Source organism: Pseudomonas sp. NPDC086566, assembly GCF_050280885.1.
Taxonomy (GTDB): Bacteria; Pseudomonadota; Gammaproteobacteria; order Pseudomonadales; family Pseudomonadaceae; genus Aquipseudomonas; species Aquipseudomonas vlassakiae.
Map to the genome: position 1 here is coordinate 12,111 of NZ_JBNNWD010000005.1, position 16,835 is coordinate 28,945.

At 61.9% G+C, this 16,835-nt stretch carries 18 protein-coding genes; 8 read left to right on the forward strand and 10 right to left on the reverse strand.

Annotation, left to right across the window (positions count from 1 at the left end):
* Positions 1–243 precede the first annotated feature (243 nt).
* The 5 genes from ACQKPS_RS12485 to ACQKPS_RS12505 all read right to left on the reverse strand — a co-directional run bounded on the left by ACQKPS_RS12485 (position 244) and on the right by ACQKPS_RS12505 (position 3,742).
* The gene (locus ACQKPS_RS12485) at positions 244–1,401 is read right to left on the reverse strand and encodes a glutathionylspermidine synthase family protein (protein ID WP_254480708.1); all 1,158 of its coding nucleotides are present in this window, start codon (positions 1,399–1,401) and stop codon (positions 244–246) included.
* A 2-nt stretch (positions 1,402–1,403) separates the two neighbouring features.
* Positions 1,404–2,135, reverse strand: a complete 732-nt coding sequence (locus ACQKPS_RS12490; RefSeq protein WP_427604288.1) for a DUF1190 domain-containing protein — start codon at positions 2,133–2,135, stop codon at positions 1,404–1,406.
* Between the two features lie 16 nt (positions 2,136–2,151).
* Positions 2,152–2,577: a DUF350 domain-containing protein gene (locus ACQKPS_RS12495; RefSeq protein WP_027919591.1), complete on the reverse strand. Its 426-nt coding sequence runs from the start codon at positions 2,575–2,577 to the stop codon at positions 2,152–2,154.
* A gap of 12 nt (positions 2,578–2,589) precedes the next feature.
* A complete protein-coding gene (locus ACQKPS_RS12500; RefSeq protein ID WP_254480710.1) occupies positions 2,590–3,189 on the reverse strand; it encodes a DUF2491 family protein in 600 nt (199 codons plus the stop codon).
* A 295-nt stretch (positions 3,190–3,484) separates the two neighbouring features.
* On the reverse strand, positions 3,485–3,742 hold the full coding sequence (locus ACQKPS_RS12505) for a hypothetical protein (RefSeq protein ID WP_254480711.1): 258 nt from the start codon (positions 3,740–3,742) through the stop codon (positions 3,485–3,487).
* Positions 3,743–4,221: 479 nt separating this feature from the next.
* On the opposite strand from ACQKPS_RS12505, the gene ACQKPS_RS12510 reads away from it, so the two are divergent.
* From ACQKPS_RS12510 to ACQKPS_RS12530, 5 genes are all read left to right on the forward strand, one after another.
* Entirely contained in the window at positions 4,222–5,976 is a 1,755-nt protein-coding gene (locus ACQKPS_RS12510) for a phosphoethanolamine transferase CptA (RefSeq protein WP_427604291.1), read from the forward strand.
* A 150-nt stretch (positions 5,977–6,126) separates the two neighbouring features.
* Positions 6,127–6,729 (forward strand): phosphatase PAP2 family protein, encoded by a 603-nt coding sequence (locus ACQKPS_RS12515; RefSeq protein WP_254480713.1) that lies wholly within the window; start codon positions 6,127–6,129, stop codon positions 6,727–6,729.
* A gap of 156 nt (positions 6,730–6,885) precedes the next feature.
* Positions 6,886–7,896: a tRNA dihydrouridine(20/20a) synthase DusA gene (dusA, locus tag ACQKPS_RS12520; RefSeq protein ID WP_427604294.1), complete on the forward strand. Its 1,011-nt coding sequence runs from the start codon at positions 6,886–6,888 to the stop codon at positions 7,894–7,896.
* 237 nt (positions 7,897–8,133) lie between these two features.
* Entirely contained in the window at positions 8,134–9,060 is a 927-nt protein-coding gene (tal, locus tag ACQKPS_RS12525; RefSeq protein ID WP_254480781.1) for a transaldolase, read from the forward strand.
* Positions 9,061–9,156: 96 nt separating this feature from the next.
* The gene (locus tag ACQKPS_RS12530) at positions 9,157–10,998 is read left to right on the forward strand and encodes an alkaline phosphatase D family protein (RefSeq protein ID WP_254480782.1); all 1,842 of its coding nucleotides are present in this window, start codon (positions 9,157–9,159) and stop codon (positions 10,996–10,998) included.
* A 138-nt stretch (positions 10,999–11,136) separates the two neighbouring features.
* Here the strand turns inward: ACQKPS_RS12530 and rssC are convergent, their stop codons facing one another.
* Both rssC and rssB read right to left on the reverse strand, forming a co-directional pair.
* Positions 11,137–11,619, reverse strand: coding sequence for an anti-sigma factor antagonist RssC (gene rssC / locus ACQKPS_RS12535; RefSeq protein WP_254480783.1), 483 nt, complete (start codon positions 11,617–11,619; stop codon positions 11,137–11,139).
* Positions 11,616–12,800 (reverse strand): two-component system response regulator RssB, encoded by a 1,185-nt coding sequence (rssB, locus tag ACQKPS_RS12540; RefSeq protein WP_254485598.1) that lies wholly within the window; start codon positions 12,798–12,800, stop codon positions 11,616–11,618. The genes rssC and rssB overlap by 4 nt, the downstream gene beginning before the upstream one ends.
* A gap of 270 nt (positions 12,801–13,070) precedes the next feature.
* Between rssB and ACQKPS_RS12545 the strand changes: the two genes are divergently transcribed.
* Entirely contained in the window at positions 13,071–13,370 is a 300-nt protein-coding gene (locus ACQKPS_RS12545) for a PilZ domain-containing protein (RefSeq protein WP_254480784.1), read from the forward strand.
* Positions 13,371–13,421: 51 nt separating this feature from the next.
* On the opposite strand, the gene ACQKPS_RS12550 is transcribed toward ACQKPS_RS12545, so the two are convergent.
* A complete protein-coding gene (locus ACQKPS_RS12550) occupies positions 13,422–14,129 on the reverse strand; it encodes an MlaA family lipoprotein (RefSeq protein WP_054883510.1) in 708 nt (235 codons plus the stop codon).
* A 189-nt stretch (positions 14,130–14,318) separates the two neighbouring features.
* Between ACQKPS_RS12550 and ACQKPS_RS12555 the strand changes: the two genes are divergently transcribed.
* Both ACQKPS_RS12555 and ACQKPS_RS12560 read left to right on the forward strand, forming a co-directional pair.
* A complete protein-coding gene (locus ACQKPS_RS12555) occupies positions 14,319–14,882 on the forward strand; it encodes a phosphonoacetaldehyde phosphonohydrolase-related protein (protein WP_254480785.1) in 564 nt (187 codons plus the stop codon).
* A gap of 123 nt (positions 14,883–15,005) precedes the next feature.
* On the forward strand, positions 15,006–15,269 hold the full coding sequence (locus ACQKPS_RS12560; RefSeq protein WP_054883508.1) for a DUF4404 family protein: 264 nt from the start codon (positions 15,006–15,008) through the stop codon (positions 15,267–15,269).
* 39 nt (positions 15,270–15,308) lie between these two features.
* Here ACQKPS_RS12560 and queF read toward each other — a convergent pair whose 3' ends face one another.
* Together queF and ACQKPS_RS12570 are read right to left on the reverse strand one after the other, a co-directional pair.
* Positions 15,309–16,139, reverse strand: coding sequence for an NADPH-dependent 7-cyano-7-deazaguanine reductase QueF (queF, locus tag ACQKPS_RS12565; RefSeq protein ID WP_254480786.1), 831 nt, complete (start codon positions 16,137–16,139; stop codon positions 15,309–15,311).
* A 68-nt stretch (positions 16,140–16,207) separates the two neighbouring features.
* Positions 16,208–16,735 (reverse strand): cupredoxin domain-containing protein, encoded by a 528-nt coding sequence (locus ACQKPS_RS12570; RefSeq protein ID WP_254480787.1) that lies wholly within the window; start codon positions 16,733–16,735, stop codon positions 16,208–16,210.
* Between the last annotated feature and the right edge of the window lie 100 nt (positions 16,736–16,835).

The following is a 16,835-nucleotide window of genomic DNA, read 5'->3' on the forward strand; positions in this document are numbered from 1 at the left end:
GCATCACGGACCCTGCCTGAATTGTTGTGAAGGGCAGGTATCCGGCGTGTTCTGCTGCGGCACACCGGCCACGTCACGGTGGCGTGGGCGCGGAGGCCTCCTTGCCGATGGCCGTGCGTCTGCGCGCACTGGGCCCATGGGCATCCCACAAGCATGGCAGTTGTGGCGCCGTCAGGTTGCGTGCGAGCGACCAGGCGCGTCCTGAAACCGACCTCGGGATTCTTGCAGGTGTTGCCGGTTTCCTCAGCCGATCACCACATGGGGCAGGAATCGCGAACTGTCCTTGGTAATCAACGAATCATCCTCGCGGATGCCAATCCCCGAAGCCCTGCCCCCAACCACCCAGGAGCCGATCAGGGTATAGCTGTCGCCAAACCTGGGCAGCGGCGCAAACCCCTGCAGGATGTAGGGCGCATCATCGTATGGCCCGTCCTCGAAAACCCGTTCCCCCTCGGCGGTGCGGATATCCACGTTGGCCCCTTCCCGCGAGAAATAAGGCTTACGTACCCAGCCCTTGGGCACTGGTGACTGCGGGCTGTCGTCGACAAAGGCCGGCAACAGGTTCGGATGGCCTTCATGCCACTCCCAGAGCAACGGCAGAATGCCTTTGTTGGAAATCAACGCCTTCCAGGGAGGTTCGACGAACTGTGTGTCGCACCCGGCAATCGCCTGGCCGAAGTCCTCGTGGAACATGTGCTCCCAGGCATGCAGCTTGAACAGCCGTGCAATCGCCCGCCCCTGCAGGTCGACGAAGCGGCCTTCGCCGTCCAGGCCGATGTCTTCCAGGTCGATATGCCGGGTACGGATGCCGGCATGCTCAGCCATCTTGCGCAGGAAGTCGGTGGTACCACGGTCCTCCAGCGATCCGGAGATGGTGGAAAAGTAAAAATCCGCATGCCCAGGCATCGCTGCAAATGCCTGGACCAGGTCTTCGGCCAGGGTATTGAACTGGCTCGCCTCGGCGGGCAGAACACCCCGCTGAATCTGCTCCTCCAGCCAGATCAACTGAAACGCTGCAGCTTCGTACAGCGAGGTGGGCGTGTCGTAATTGGCCTCGATCAACTTCGCCGGGCCTTTGCCGTCGTAACTGAAGTCGAAGCGCCCGTAGAGGTGCGCCTGCCCCTCCAGCCATGAGCGGCGTACCAGGTCGAAGAAGGCTGGCGGGATTGCCAGGCGCGTCATCAGCGCTTCGCTTTCGACGATGCGCCCTACCGCGTCCAGGCACATCGCGTGCAGCTCTGCCGTCGGAGCGTGCAGGTCATGCATCACCTGGGCCTCGCTGAACTGGTAGTACCCACGTTCGTCCCAGTAACGCTCACCGTCGATCGTGTGGAAGGCAAAGCCCTCGCGCAGGGCTGTCGTGCGCCAGTCGGGACGCTCCGCCAGTTCGACCTTGTGCATGTCTACCCCCCGAAGAAACTGCCGGATCTGCCGCCCCAACCACTGCGCGCAGTGGCCTGGCTACCAAAGCCACCACGCGTGACCGAGGCTGAAGTCGCCGAACGCGACTCGTTGCGGCTTGAGCCGCCGTAGCCGCCACCACCCCCTCCGCCACTCGAAGAGCTGCTGCTCTCTTCGTCCTGCTTCACCCGCTGAATACCACCCGTGGCACCGTAGCGCTGGCCAAGCAAACCGTGCCGCTGGCCTGCACCGTCGCGATAGGCATACAACGGTTGCGCGTTGTAGTGGCGGCCGGCGCTGTTGCCCATTTGCCCAAGCAGCATGCCGGCCACCGCGGCGGTGGCCACATGGCCATAGCCACCGCCCTGGGCATAACCCGCGTCGAGCTGAGACTGCGTCACCTCAGCGCTGGTCTGCAGCTCGAAGCCACTCATACGTGGCATGTAGCGACCACCAGCGGTGATCTGGCAACCGCCCGGGGTGAACTGCGCCTCGCACTCCGCCTGGGTGAAAAATGTCGGTGCATTGCGCTGGTAATCCGCCAGCGCCCGTTTGAAGGCATCGTTGCAGGCGGGTTCCGGCACCTTGTCGGCGACGCAGGCGGCAACGCTGTCGTAATTAGTTTGCTGGGTGACCGTGTACAGCTCTTCCTGCGGGCCGCAAGCGGTCAGCGCCAGTGGTAGCGAACCGGCCAGCACCAGCTTGACGGAGCTGCGTCGAATAGGGGGCTTCATGGGGGCTCCTTGCACGTCAGGCCGCCGGCGTCATGCAGGCCGAGTTGAGGAAGCCCACGCTGATTGCCACACTGGCCGCGTAAATGGCCGCAGCCAGTTCGCCCTTGACGATGCGCCTGGACAGATCGCGAAGCACCAGGCTGGTGAGGCCGAAGGCGAGCAACTGCACCACTGCCGCGATCACCACCCAAGCGACGAAATCGAGAATGCTCACGCTGTAGGCGATGATGTTGCTGGCCGGCAGCGAGAAACCGATTAACGAGCCACCCAAGGCGATGGCCGCCGCCGGATTGTTTTCGCGGATCAGCGAAAACTCGCGGTGGGGCGTAATGCGCGTGTAGATGAACTGGAACAGCCAGAACAGCAGCAGCGCCACACTGATATAGAGGATGAAACCGGTCACCGCCGAAGCATTGAGTGACAGGCGAAGCGCGTCGAGCATGGTGAATCCTTGTCAGGTTACGTTGAAGTCCGTGGGGAACAGGGTGACACCCAGCGAGGTGGTGAAGGTGAACGCGCCGTGCTCATCTTCTTCGAGGGAAAACAGCAGGAATTCGCGACGGTCAAGCAGGCCCGTGTCGCGGGCATAAAGCATCGACAGGTGCTGGACGCCATAGCGCGCTTGCGGGCTGACCACCTGCTCATGGAACCGGACCAGTTCAGCCTGCCCTTGGGCCTGGCCCCATTGGCGCGAGTAGAGGCAGCCATCATGTGTGTAGATCGGCAGGCCGACTTTGGACAGGTAGCCGACCAAGTCCTGCCGGTGCGCCTCGTCGCGCACGGCAATGGCGCTGTGGTAGCCGAACAACACGATATCGCCCGGCTGGCTGCCACGCATCAGCACTTGCAGCCAGTAATCTTCGTTGTCCATGTAGTAACGCAACAGGCGTACGGACTGGCCAAGATCGACCTCGCCGCAGGCCCACACCGTTTCCGGGCCGGGGAGCTGAAGCTCAGAGTAACCGTCGAGCAACGGCGCGAGCGTGGGGGCAGGCGTGAAGGTACTGCCTTTGCGCAGGCCGAAAGGCGAGCTGGCCCGATTGAAAAGCGACATCAATTACTCCCTTGGGTCGCGGCGTTCCTTGCTGGGGGCGACACCTTAACGGGTTTCACCACCAGGGCCAACACTGACGCTATTGAAGTCGGGCGGCCACAGCACCACCGCCCAAATGTCCATTCTCAATCCTCTTTGTTTGTTGAGGCTGATGGCCTCTTCGCGGGCAAGCCCGCTCCCACAAGACCTCACCATCCTTCAGCCTTGTATGAGACCTGTGGGAGCGGGCTTGCCCGCGAATGCGATTGACCAGGCAACCCATCTGTCCGAGCCATCAGCCGAATGAAGCAGCGCCTCAGTGCAGCGTGTGCGCCTGCCGAGGCCGCTTCAACTGCACCTGCGCAATCGCCGACTCCAGCAACGTGCGCACGGCCTCCATTTCATGAATCATCGATAGCGTCATGACGGTGGCGGGTGACTTGGGCAGCGTGGTGACGGCCTGCTGGGCCACGGCCAGGCCGCAGAGCAGGTATTCGGTGGCCTCGACCAGGGTGTCTTCGAGGTAGTGGGATGCGTCGGGGACGAAGGGTGGGTCAGGTACCATTTTGAGCATGGCGAAAATCTCTAGTTGAACTGAAGAAATCGCCACCTGCTCACTTGCAGATGATTGGGTGGCGGCTACGTACAGGCCTGCAAGACCAGGTCAACTAGAAACCCCGGCTGATCCGAAGATCACCCGTACGTAGCCACCATAAAACGCAGCCAGACGCGAAATGCGATCAGCTGATGGCGGCAATCCTAGTGAACCCACAGGCTTGCAGACCTGGCCGTTGAATTTGCAACGGCACCGCCAGCCTAGGGAGCTCAATTTCCCACCGCAATGCCCCAAAGACTGATTCAGACGCGTCCTACAAGCTAGAGGAAAAATCTGTTTCTACATTTGTAGGAACCACCCACCCAAACCCCATCCGAAATAGTTTGTTAAGACTTTTTGCATATTTAGTTAACGTAATTTTCACGATCCGCCCTCTAGCGTCTCTGCCTTTCCGGCAGCCACCTTTTTCTGGCTGTCGCCATGGTTACGAGGCACACGTGGCAAACACCGCATCCCCATCCGCGCCCAAGCGCGTGGACTGGGCCGGCCTGGGCTGGCTCCTGCTGTTCTTCTGGTACTTCTCCGGCGTCACCCAGGCGTTGCTGCTGTTCAGCGGCACCACCGGTTTTGCCGGTTTCCGCGATGCGCTGTTCCTCAGCACCCTGTGGTTCGTCCCGGTCCTGCTGCTGCCACGCCTCACCCGCACCCTCGCCGCCGTCATCGGCGTGGTGCTGTGGGCCGCCTCGCTGGTGGGCCTGAGCTACTTCGGCATCTACCACCAGGAATTCTCGCAAAGCGTCATCTTCGTGATGTTCGAGTCGAACACCGCCGAAGCGGGCGAATACTTCAGCCAGTACTTCAGCATTGGCCTGATGCTCGGCCTGCTGGCCTACACCGCAGGCGCCGTGCTGCTGTGGACCCGCGTTCGCCCGGTCACCCTGCGCCTGCGCAGCCGAATCCCGGTAGTGGTGCTGTTGCTGGTCGCCAACCTGGTGCTGCCGTTCTACAAGCAGATGGTCACCCAGGAGCGCAACTTCGCCGACGCCGTGGAGAAAGTGCAGCAACGCATGGAGCCAGCCGTGCCCTGGCAGCTGGTGGTCGGTTACCGTCAGTACCTGCAGCAGCTCAACAACATGCAAAAACTGCTGGCCCAGAACGCCGCCCTGCCGCCCCTGCAGAACCTCCAGGACGGCAGCGGCGACGCCCCGCGCACCTTGGTGCTGGTACTCGGCGAGTCGACTACCCGCGAGCACATGCACCTGTACGGCTACAACCGCGACACCACCCCCAACCTGGATGCGCTGGCCGCCGACAAGAGCCTGACCGTATTCCGCAACGTGGTGACCCCGCGCCCTTACACCATCGAGGTGATGCAGCAGATCCTCACCTTTGGTGACGAGGAGCATCCCGATCGCTTCCTCACCGACCCGTCGCTGATCAACCTGATGAAACAGGCAGGCTACAAGACCTTCTGGATCACCAACCAGCAGACCATGACCAAGCGCAACACCATGCTTACCACGTTCTCGCAACAGACGGACGAGCAGGTCTACCTGAACAACCAGCGCAACCAGAACGCCAGCCAGTACGATGAAGTGGTGCTGCCTCCGTTCGACAAGGCCCTGAAAGACCCGGCGCCGAAGAAGTTCATCATCGTCCACCTGCTGGGTACGCACATGGATTACCGCTACCGGTACCCGGATGCCTACCAGCACTTCACCGATCGCAAAGGTGCGCCGGCTGCACTGACCGATGACCAGGTGGAAACCTACAACTTCTACGACAATGCCGTGCGCTATAACGATTTCGTAGTGTCGAGCCTGATCAGGCAGTATTCGGCGACCACGCCCAACGGCTTCTTGCTGTACCTGTCCGACCACGGCGAAGACGTCTACAGCTCCGGCAACCACGACCGCCTGGGCCGCAACGAAGGCGCGCCGACCCGGCCGATGTACACCGTGCCGTTCCTGCTGTGGACATCACCGAGCTGGCAGGCCGAGCACCCGCGTGATCTGGAGTCGATGGCCAACCGTGCCTACAGCAGCTCGCACCTGATTCATACACTGTCGGACCTGGCAGGGTTGAGCTACGACCGGTACGAGCCGGCCAAGAGCCTGGTGAGCACGCAGTTCACGCCAATGCCGCGCTGGATTGGCGACCCGTACCGCAAGGATGGGTTGCATGAGTTCGACAAGCTGCCGCAGGACACCGTGGAGCAGGCTCAACAGACTGCGGCCAATTCCCGGCAGTAACGAGCGGACGGCTACCCACCGCTCTGAAGGCCGATGGCGAGGTCTCTGACACGCTATCGGCCTTTTCTTTGTCCAGTCGCTGCGCAACGCATGCCAGCAGCTTTAATTGATATCAATACAGCGTCAGAACGCACGGCGGGGAAACACACCATGGGCGAAATCGAAGCATTCAACCGCTCCCTCTTCCTGCTGATCAACGCCGGCAGCGACACGCCGCACTGGCTGATCCTGCTCGCCATCGGTATAGCCAAGGGACTGATCTTTCTGCTTCCCGTGCTGATGATGGGATTCTGGGTTTGGGGGCATCGTGGCGAACGCAGGCTGGTGCTCAAGGCGACGCTGATTACAGTGATTGCGCTGGTCGTCAACCAGCTGATCTGGGCGGTCTGGCCGCATCCACGGCCATTCATGATCGGGTTGGGACACACGTGGATGCTGCATGCACCTGATTCGTCGTTCCCGAGCGACCACATGACCGTGTTCGGCTGCATCGGCTTGACCCTGCTGCTCGACGGCTTGTCGGGTTGGGGCGTGATCATCCTGCTGACCGGGCTCAGCGTCGCCTGGGCGCGGGTGTTCCTTGGGGTGCACTTCCCGCTCGACATGCTAGGCGCGATGATGGTCTCGCTATTGGTTTACACAGGGTTCTCGCCCGTCTGGCAGCGTACTGGCCGGCCTGTCACCGAACTGGCGGAACGTTGCTATCGCAACCTGATGGCTGTGCCGATCAGGGCGGGTTGGCTGCGGGGCTGAGGTAAAAACGACATTGCGTCGCCATACTGGCTGTCGGCAGGCACGCGCTAGCCACTCTTGGTAAACTAGGGCAACTTTTCCTGAAGGCCGATCCGGCGAGGTCACTGACCACGCCATCGGCCTTTTTCCATGTTTCGATCGTTGCCCTAGAAACAAATGTCCCTAGAACAGATCACGAACCCAAGCACCACAAGGCCTGAACCGTCGCGTCGCTTCAGCGTTGCGCCTATGATGGACTGGACTGACCGCCACTGCAGGTTCTTCCTGCGCCTGCTCTCCAAGCACACCCTGCTCTACACCGAAATGGTCACCACCGGCGCCTTGCTGCACAACGACGCCTACCGTTTCCTGCGTCACGACGTCTCTGAGCACCCGCTGGCCCTGCAATTGGGCGGCAGCGTGCCGGCCGACCTGGCCGCCTGCGCCAAACTGGCCGAGGATGCTGGCTACGACGAGGTCAACCTCAACGTCGGCTGCCCGAGCGACCGGGTGCAGAACAACATGATCGGCGCCTGCCTGATGGCCCACCCGGCGCTGGTGGCCGATTGCGTGAAGGCCATGCAGGATGCGGTCTCTACCCCCGTGACGGTGAAACACCGCATCGGCATCAACGGCCGTGACAGCTATGCCGAGCTGTGCGATTTCGTGGGCCAGGTGCGCGAGGCCGGTTGCCGGAGTTTTACCGTGCATGCGCGGATCGCGATTCTCGAGGGGCTGTCGCCGAAGGAAAACCGCGAGATCCCGCCGCTGCGCTATGACATCGCTGCGCAGTTGAAGGCGGACTTCCCGGACCTGGAGATCGTGCTCAATGGCGGGATCAAGACCCTGGCGGAATGCCAGGCGCATCTAGAGACCTTCGATGGCGTGATGCTGGGGCGCGAGGCGTACCACAACCCTTACCTGCTGGCCGAGGTGGATCAGCAGCTGTTTGCCAGCCAAGCGCCGGTGGTGAGCCGCAGCGAGGCACTGGAGCAGCTGCGGCCTTATATCGTGGCGCACATGGAAAGCGGTGGCGCGATGCATCACATCACTCGGCATATCCTGGGGCTTGGCCAGGGGTTCCCGGGGGCGCGGCGGTTCCGGCAGTTGCTGTCGGCGGATATTCACAAGGCGGCGGAGCCGCTGAAGGTGTTTGATCAGGCGGCGGAGTTGATGCAGGGGCGGTGAGGTTGGGGTCTGACAGGTGCCTGCCGCAACATTTGCAGCGCCTGTGAGATCGAGCGCCGCCCGGGCGGCGCTCGATCTCACAGGCGCCAAAACACTCAAGGCGAACACCCAGGGAACCTCACGCCACCTCCTGACTCGAATCATCACCGTCGGCACTTTTGCCCCGCCCCACTGGCCTCTTGAGCGCCCGTCGGGCCTCGGGTAATGTCGAGTAAATGCACAGGACAGAGCACGCCCATGACCTCCAAGCTGGAACAACTCAAGCAGTTCACCACCGTGGTTGCCGACACCGGGGACCTGGATGCCATCACCCGCCTCAAGCCGGTCGATGCCACCACCAACCCCTCCCTGCTGCTCAAGGCCGCCGCCATCCCGGGCTACGCCGAGCTGCTCAAGCAGGTGAAGGCCGATGCCAAGGGCGATGTAGACCTGGCCTGCGACAAGTTTGCAGTGGCTGTGGGCGCGGGCATTCTCAAGGTCATTCCGGGGCGTATCTCCACCGAGGTGGATGCACGCCTGTCGTTCGATGAGCCGGCACTGCTGAGCAAGGCACGCCAGCTGATCGGCCTGTACGAAACCGCAGGGGTGTCGAAAGACCGCGTGCTGATCAAGCTGGCCTCCACCTGGGAAGGCATCCGCGCCGCCGAGAAGCTGGAGAAGGAAGGCATCCAGACCAACCTGACCCTGCTGTTCTCCTTCGCCCAGGCCCAGGCCTGCGCCGATGCTGGCGTGTTCCTGATTTCGCCGTTCGTGGGCCGTATCTACGACTGGTACAAGAAGAGCACCGGCCAGGAATACGTCGGTGCCGAAGACCCAGGCGTGCAGTCGGTCACGCGCATCTACAACTACTACAAGGCCAATGGCTACGACACCGTGGTCATGGGCGCCAGCTTCCGCAACCTCGGCCAGATCGAACAACTGGCCGGCTGCGATCGGCTGACCATCAGCCCGGACCTGCTGGACAAGCTGGGCAGCGACCAGGGCACGCTGCCGCGGGTTCTCACGCCAGGCAATGCCGGTGAAGCCAAACAGGTGCTGAACGAAAGCCAGTTCCGCTGGGCGATGAACGAAGATGCCATGGGTACCGAGAAGCTGGCAGAAGGTATTCGCCAGTTCGCCCGGGACCAGGAAAAACTCGAGAAGTTGATGGCTGAAAAAGCCTGATACATCTAAGGTTTGCCAGGCGGGCGGGAAATGTTCAGCATTTTCCGCCCGTTTCGTTTCAGCGGGCTGTGAACGCGTTCCGAACCCAAAGGCAAAATGACCTCATCCCCCTTGCCCCTCGTACTCGCCGGCCCGGTATTGCGCCGCCTTGAATCGCAAAGGCTGGCCATCTGGCTAGTCGGCAGCCAACCCCTGCAACCCGATTTCATCTTCGACGGCACCGCCAAGGTCGATTGCCAGGTCGTGGCCGTCGGCCAGCATGCCTTCATTCATCTGCTGGACATTCATTTCGCCGAGCCCCTGCCGCGCAACGTCGCCATCGCCTATAACCTGCTGATCGAGGGCCAGGGCGTTGCCAGCTGGGCCCCGCACCTGCTCTACCCCGGCAGCCACCGCCCCAGCCTGGTGTTGCGCGACCGCCTTGACCAGCTGCTGCACGGCTCATGCCGCAAGCCGCATCACCCGGCCGCCGACGGCCTGCTCTGCGCCGACCGCCTGCTGCAGGCCTGCCAACGACCGGAAGACCGCCCCGCCGTGCTCTTGATGAGCGGCGATCAGGTGTATGCCGACGACGTCGCCGGCCCGATGCTGCGGGCCATTCACTCGCTGATCGAACGCCTGGGGTTGTTCGACGAGGCACTGGATGGCGCGGTGGTTGCCGACTGCCAGGCGCTCTACCGCCACCCGGCCAGCTACTACCATCGCGCCGACCTGCTACCCGCCCAGGAAAACAACGAAACCCTGCGCGAACGCTTCTTCGGCGGCAAGCGTAAACCGATATTCTCTTCCAGCAACGCCGACAACCACTTGGTGACCTTCGCCGAAGTCATGGCCATGTACTTGCTGGTTTGGGCGCCCGCGCCCTGGCAGCTGGTGGACCTGGGCATGCCTGCCGGCCTGAGCCAGCAAGACCAGGCGCGCTACCGTGCGGAGCTGCCGCTGATCGAAGCTTTCGCCGCCAACCTGGGCGACGTGGCACGGGTGATGGCACACCTGCCCTGCCTGATGATCTTCGATGATCACGACATCACCGACGACTGGAACCTGTCAGCCCAATGGGAAGAAACCGCCTATGGCCACCCCTTCTCGCGACGAATCATCGGCAATGCATTATTGGGCTATCTGCTGTGCCAGGCCTGGGGCAACGACCCGAATGGCTGCAACGCGCTGATCGCACAGTGCCAGGCGCTGAGCCAGCAGCAGGATGAGCTGATCGGTGAGCTCCTGCGCTTCCAAGGTTGGCAGTACAGCCTGCCCAGCGAGCCGCCGCTGCTGGTGCTGGACACCCGCACACGCCGTTGGCGTAGCGAAAGCGACCTGGGCAAGCCGTCCGGCCTGCTCGACTGGGAAGCGCTGTGCGAGTTGCAGCAGGCGCTGCTGGACCATCCCTCGGCAATCATCGTGTCACCGGCTCCGATATTTGGCGTCAAGCTGATCGAGAGCGTGCAGAAGGTGTTCAGCTGGCTAGGCTACCCGTTGCTGGTGGATGCCGAGAACTGGATGGCCCACCGCGGCGCGGCGCAGGTGATCCTCAATATCTTCCGCCATTCGCGCACGCCAGGGCACTACGTGATTCTCTCGGGCGATGTGCATTATTCATTCGTCTACGAGGTGCTGATCCGCCATCGGCAGCGCAGCCCGCATCTCTGGCAGGTGACCAGCAGCGGGATCAAGAACGAGTTCCCACGGCGCTTGCTGAACGTGCTCGACAGGCTCAACCGCTGGTTGTACTCGCCACGCTCACCACTGAACTGGTTTACCAAGCGCCGGCAGATGGAGGTGGTACCGCGTACGCCGAGCCGCAGCAAAGCCGGGGAGCGGTTGTGGAATGGGGCGGGGTTGGGGCAGGTGATGTTCGATGAACAGGGGCGACCGGCGCGGGTTCTTCAGCTGAGTGCGGATGGCAGTGAAGCGACCGAATTTGCGCGGCGAGAGTGACTGGCCTGATGGTGTTGTGGGGGCGTTGCTGGCCTCTTCGCGGCTGAAGCCGCTCCCACAGGATCTCACCTGTCTTGAAGCCTGTACGGTACCTGTGGGAGCGGCTTTAGCCGCGAAGAGGCCGGCACAGGCTGCAGATCAGCTCCGCTCCAGCGCATTCACCAGGTCGTGGAACGCTTCGCGGTTGGAGTCATTGAGGCCCATGAGAATTTTGTGCGCCTCCAGCACCTTGGAGCGCACCACATCTTCGTTCTGATCCTGCGACGGCAGGTCGGTCAGGCACTCAGGGCGCGGCACCGGGCGGTCGACGATGTTGAACACCTGGTCGAAGCCCATCGATTGCAGCAGCCGCGATATATCCGGGTTGGTGGTGACCACGGTCGGCAACAGGCCCACCTTCTGCCGCGACAGGATCGACAGCTTGGCCAGCAGGCCCAGGGTGGTGCTGTCGATGCTTTCGGTTTCGGTCAGGTCGATGACGATGGTCGAGAAGTTCAGCGCGGTGAAAATCTTCTCGATCGTCGCATCCAGTGCCGAACACAGGGTCAGGCGCACTTCACCGACGAATTTCAGCACAAAGGTACCGCTCTGCTCGGCGAACTGGATTCTACCGGTACTCATTGAAGGTTCCTGCTCAACACCAATAGGGCGATATCATCCGGCATCTCCCCAAGCGTAGCCAATCCGAATCGTTGGCGCAGCCCATCCAGGCTACCCCCCGCCGCCCTGACGATGTCTGGCAAGGCAGCTTCTTTATCTTTGAGCGTATGCCCCGGCAAAAGGTCCAGAATGCCGTCGGACATCAGGCTCAGGCTGAACTGCGGCGGCAGCTCGATCACCAGATCCTGGTAGCTCGCTTCGTCGAACAACCCTACCGGCAGGCCTCGGCCTTCCAGGTAGCGGGCCTCGCCGGGGGTAAACAGCACCGGCAGCGGCAGGTGACCGCCCACGGCGTAGGTCAGCAGGCCGGTTTCTTCATCGATCACGCCACCGACCATGGTCACGTGCTTGCCCAGCTTGCAGTTGATCAGACCGCGGTTGATGTGGCTGAGCACTTCCGAAGGCTTGAACTCGCGCAGCTTGCTATTGCGCTTGAATTCGAACAACAGCCGCGTGGTCATGAACTTCAGCAGCACCGTGACGAACGCCGACGACGCGCCGTGCCCGGAGACATCAGCCAGGTAGAAGGCAATGCGCCGCTCATCCACGCGGAAGTAGTCGGCAAAGTCGCCCGACAGATACAGCGATGGAATGATCTGGTGCTCGAAAGAGAACTCGCCGAGCTTCCAGGGGCTTTCCGGCAGCATGTTCATCTGCACTTGGCGACCAGCGGTCTGGTCCTCCTGCAACAGGTGCAGGCTGGCTTCCAGTTCGCGGTTGGCCGCTTCCAGCTTGTCGCGGTAGCGCTGGTTTTCCAGCACCAGGCGCGAACGGTCAAGCGCCCGGCGTACCGAGTGTTCGAGCACGGCCAAGTCTTCCAGCGGCTTGATCAGGTAGTCGGCGGCCCCGAGGCGCAAGGCCTCGACCGCGTCGCTCATCACGCCGGCACCCGAGACCACGATCACCGGCAACTGCGGCGCACGCTCGCTGATCTGGCGGATCAGTTCGAGGCCGCCCATCTGCGGCATGCGCAGATCGCAGATCACGAGGTCGGGCTGGTGTTCTTCAAAGACCTGGAGCCCCTGCTGGCCATTACCGGCCTGGAGGACGCTGAAGCCACTGTCTTCCAGATAGGCGGCGAGGCTCGCACGGACCACGTCGTCATCATCGATGATCAGCAGCGTTGCACTGATTTTCTGCATGTGGGCGAACGGCGCCGATTTGGGGTGGTGCAGGGGCGTCTGCAAGGCTGACATCCAACTGCTGGAATACTCTGTGGTAACGCTCTACTTGAGTTGTAGGCCAAGAACACGGCCCAGGCAACCAGTCGAGCTACCTCGTAAGGCGCAGACGGTACTCCCATCCGCCAGGCGTTTCAAGCATACGTCGGTCGAGTTCGCTGCTCTTTACAGGGTAAATCACCGAGAGTTATAAAAACGCCGACCAGTACAACCTATTGGGAAGGATGCAGCATGCCTCATACGCCCTCCAGCCACAGCGAAAAACGCGATTTCATCCGCATGCGCATCGACACCCAGGTCAGCCTGCTGCATGAGGGCCAGGTCATCGCGGCGGTCTGCCTGGACCTTTCCAGCGGCGGCATGCAGGTGCAGGCGTCGCAGCGATTCAAGGTGGGTGACTCCCTGGAGGTGCGCATCGAATCCGACCACCCCGCACTCAAGGGCCTGCATGCCAGCACCGAAGTGGTGTGGATCGCCAGCCAACCCGGCGGGCAGCAGAAATTTGGCCTGCGCATCCTGGCCATGCATTGAGCGGAAATGAAAACGGCGACCCGAAGGTCGCCGTTTTCATGCCCGCCAGGATCAGAAGTCGTCTTCGACTTCGCCATCCTTGACCTTGAACTCGCGGTTCTGCAGGTAGGCGTTGCGGATGAAGATGTACTTGTCGCCCTGGATCAGCTTCTCGGCCGACAGCAGGCTGGCGCGCGTGTCGACTACGTTGAGGGCGAAGATCGAGTTACGCACCGGCACGTCGTTGATGTAGCGGTAGGGTTCGGTGTAGGAGTCCGGGTACTTGGCCAGGCCGTCACGCACGGTACTCGGGCCGAGCAGCGGGATCACGACATAGGGACCGCTGGGCACGCCCCAGTGACCGAGGGTCTGGCCGAAGTCTTCGTCGTTACGCTGCAAGCCCATCTTGCTGCCGACATCGAAGAAGCCACCGATGCCGAACACGGTATTGACGATCAGCCGCGCCGTGTCGACGCCCGCCGCATGGGGCTTGAATTGCAGCACGTCGTTGGCCAGGTTGGTGACATCACCGACGTTGTTGAACATGTTGTGAATGCCATCCTGCAGGAACTGCGGGGTGACCCACTGGTAGCCCTTGGCCAATGGCTTGAGGCCATAGGTATCGATCGCATCGTTGAAACGGAAGATCGGGCGGTTGACCGCTTCCCAGGGATCTTCCTCGGTGGCGGCATGGGTGGCTGCCACGGGCGCCAGCAACAAGCTGGCGCAGACACAGGCCTGGGTGACTCGTTCGATCACACCGGCACCGATCCTACGCATAGATGTTTCTCCATCGAAATTCTCGGCCGCAAACGCCACGCGAGCGCTGCTGTACGGCGGCAGTATAGAGCCTTGTACGCTGATAAACAGCTTTACACATTTTTGCTCAATAATTTGTGAACAACTGTTGCCCGTCACAGCACGGTAACAATCGTCCAATAGCCTGCGGACTATTTCAGGGACGTTACCATGCTCGCTGCACCCGCCATTACCGCTGTGCTGTTCGGCCTGCGCGGTTGCTTGGTCCAGGCCACCGACGGCAGCCCCCTGCCCGCCCCTGGCGCCCTCGAAACCCTGGCCGGCCTGCGCCACGCCCAGGTGCCGTGCATCTGGCTGGACGACCTCGGCAGCCTGCAAAGCAGGCGCCTTGCCAGCGTTCTCCCCGCCTGGTTGCCGGGCCACTCGGTCAATGGTGTGCACTGGCCGGCGCCAAACGCCTGCTGGCAGGCCTTGATGAGCCTGGGCAGCGAACGCCTGGAAGGTTGCGTGCTGGTCAGCGGTGAGCCAAAGCTGCTGCAATCTGGCCTCAACGCCGGCTTGTGGACAGTAGGCCTGGCAGCCTGCAGCCCCTCGTGCGATGCCTCCTCCAGGCAATGGCAGGCCATGACCCAGCAGGAGCAGGACCTGGCGCGTGGCAAGGCCACCCTGGCTTTGTTCAGCCTGGGTGTCCATTCGGTGATCGACCACCTCGATGAACTGGACGCCTGCCTTGCCGACATCGCCCTGCGCTGCAGCAAGGGTGAAAAACCCTGACACAGCCCCATTGATGCCGATCATGCAAAGCGCCAGCGAGTGGATTACGCTAGGAGACAGGCGAGAACCTTTGCCGCTTCGCTGAGGTCCATGCCTTGCCAAGCCATTGATGGAGAACAGCCAATGCCTGCCCGCGAATTGCAAGAGCGCTTGAACAGCCTGCGCGAGCAACTGGACCGCAACATACCGCTTACGGATGAAGAACTGGCCGCCCTGCACGAAGAGGCCAGGCAGATCGAAGCGCAGTTGAAGCTCGAGGAAGCCACGCCGGATAACAACGTGGTTGACGGGGTGAACCTGGCGATCGAACGTTTCGAGGCCGATCACCCTGACTTGACCGCCACACTGCGCAGCATCGCCAACTCGCTGCACAGTATGGGGATCTGAAACATCTGGGGCCGCTTTGCGGCCCCGACTACATGGAAATTACTGCCGGACCAGTCGCCGGTTCGCCGGGCTGATCGCTCCGGTGCTGCGGTAAGGGTTGATATCCAGCCCACCGCGGCGCACATACCGCGCATACACCGTCAGGTGCTCAGGCTGCAGCAGGTTCTTCAAGTCCAGGTAAATCCGCTCCACGCACTGCTCGTGGAAGTCGGCATGCTGGCGGAAGCTGATCAGGTAGGTCAGCAGGCTGGCATGGTCCAGCGCCCTGCCCTTGTACTCGACCACCACGCTACCCCAGTCCGGCTGGCCGGTCACCGGGCAGTTGGATTTGAGCAGGTGGCTGTGCACGGTCTCTTCGACGATGCGCTCCGGGTGACAGCTCAGCAGCTCCGGTTGCGGCTGCGCGTAGTTGTCGATCGCCACATCCAGCGCATCGATGCACAGCCCAGGCAAAGCGACCACGCCTTGGGCCTCCACTTCTGCCAAGGTACGCACCTGCACACCGACGGGTTTGCCAGCGGCCGCCGACAGGTCTTTGACCAGGCATGCCTGCAGCTCGCCGATCGAGGCAAACACGGTCTGATTCAACGAGTTGAGATAGAGCTTGAACGACTTCGATTCGATGATGTTCGGCGAATCTGCCGGAATGGCGAACTCACCAATGGCCACCACCGGTTTGCCCGAGGGCAACAGCCACGACAGCTCGAAGCAGTTCCAGTAGTCCACGCCCTGCCACGGCAGGGTCTGGGCAGTCACGCCCAGCTCTGCCCATTTGGCCGTACGCGGGATCGGGAACAGCAACGAAGGCGTGTAGGTAGCGATGTATTCGCTGGACTTGCCCAGCGGAGAGTGTTCGGCGGCGGGATGCATGGAAACTGACCTGGAGGTTCGAAATTGCCCTTAGTCTACCGGTTTTGCCCCCCGCCTTGGAGTGCCAGTCACTCGATGGTCAGCTCACCGACCATACCGGCCTGGTAATGCCCCGGCACGTTGCAGGCGAATTCGATCGGCGCCGACTTGCGAAACGTCCAGGTCAGCTCGGCGCGCTGGCCTGGCTGCAGCAGTACGGTATTGCCGCCGTCATGGCCATGGGCACCGTGGTCCATCGGTTTGGCGGGTGCGTGGCCCATCTGCGAATGGTCCATGCCCTCATGCTGCATGGCAGCGTTGTACATCTTGCCCTGCATGGCGATCATTTCCTTCTGGTGTTCGGCATGCATGGCCTTGTCACCGAGGTTGAACTCATGGGGCAGCTTGCCTTCGTTGATCAGCACGAAGCGTACGGTCTCACCGGCTTTGACGTGCAGGCTCTTGGGCTCGAAGGCGATGTCCTTGAGCACCACTTCGACGGTGCGGGTGGCCTTGTCCGCCGGAGCGGGCTCGCCGAAAGCAAAGGTTTTCGCCTCGCCAGCCAGGGTGGGCAGGCTGGCCAGGGCCAACACGGTGGCGACGAACAGGTGTTTCATGATGACTCCGAAAGATCACGGCAGGATGAGACCACTCTAGAAAGGCACGGCTGGCGCTTAGCTGACGGGGAGATTACAACTTTGTCAGCTTGGGCGAGGC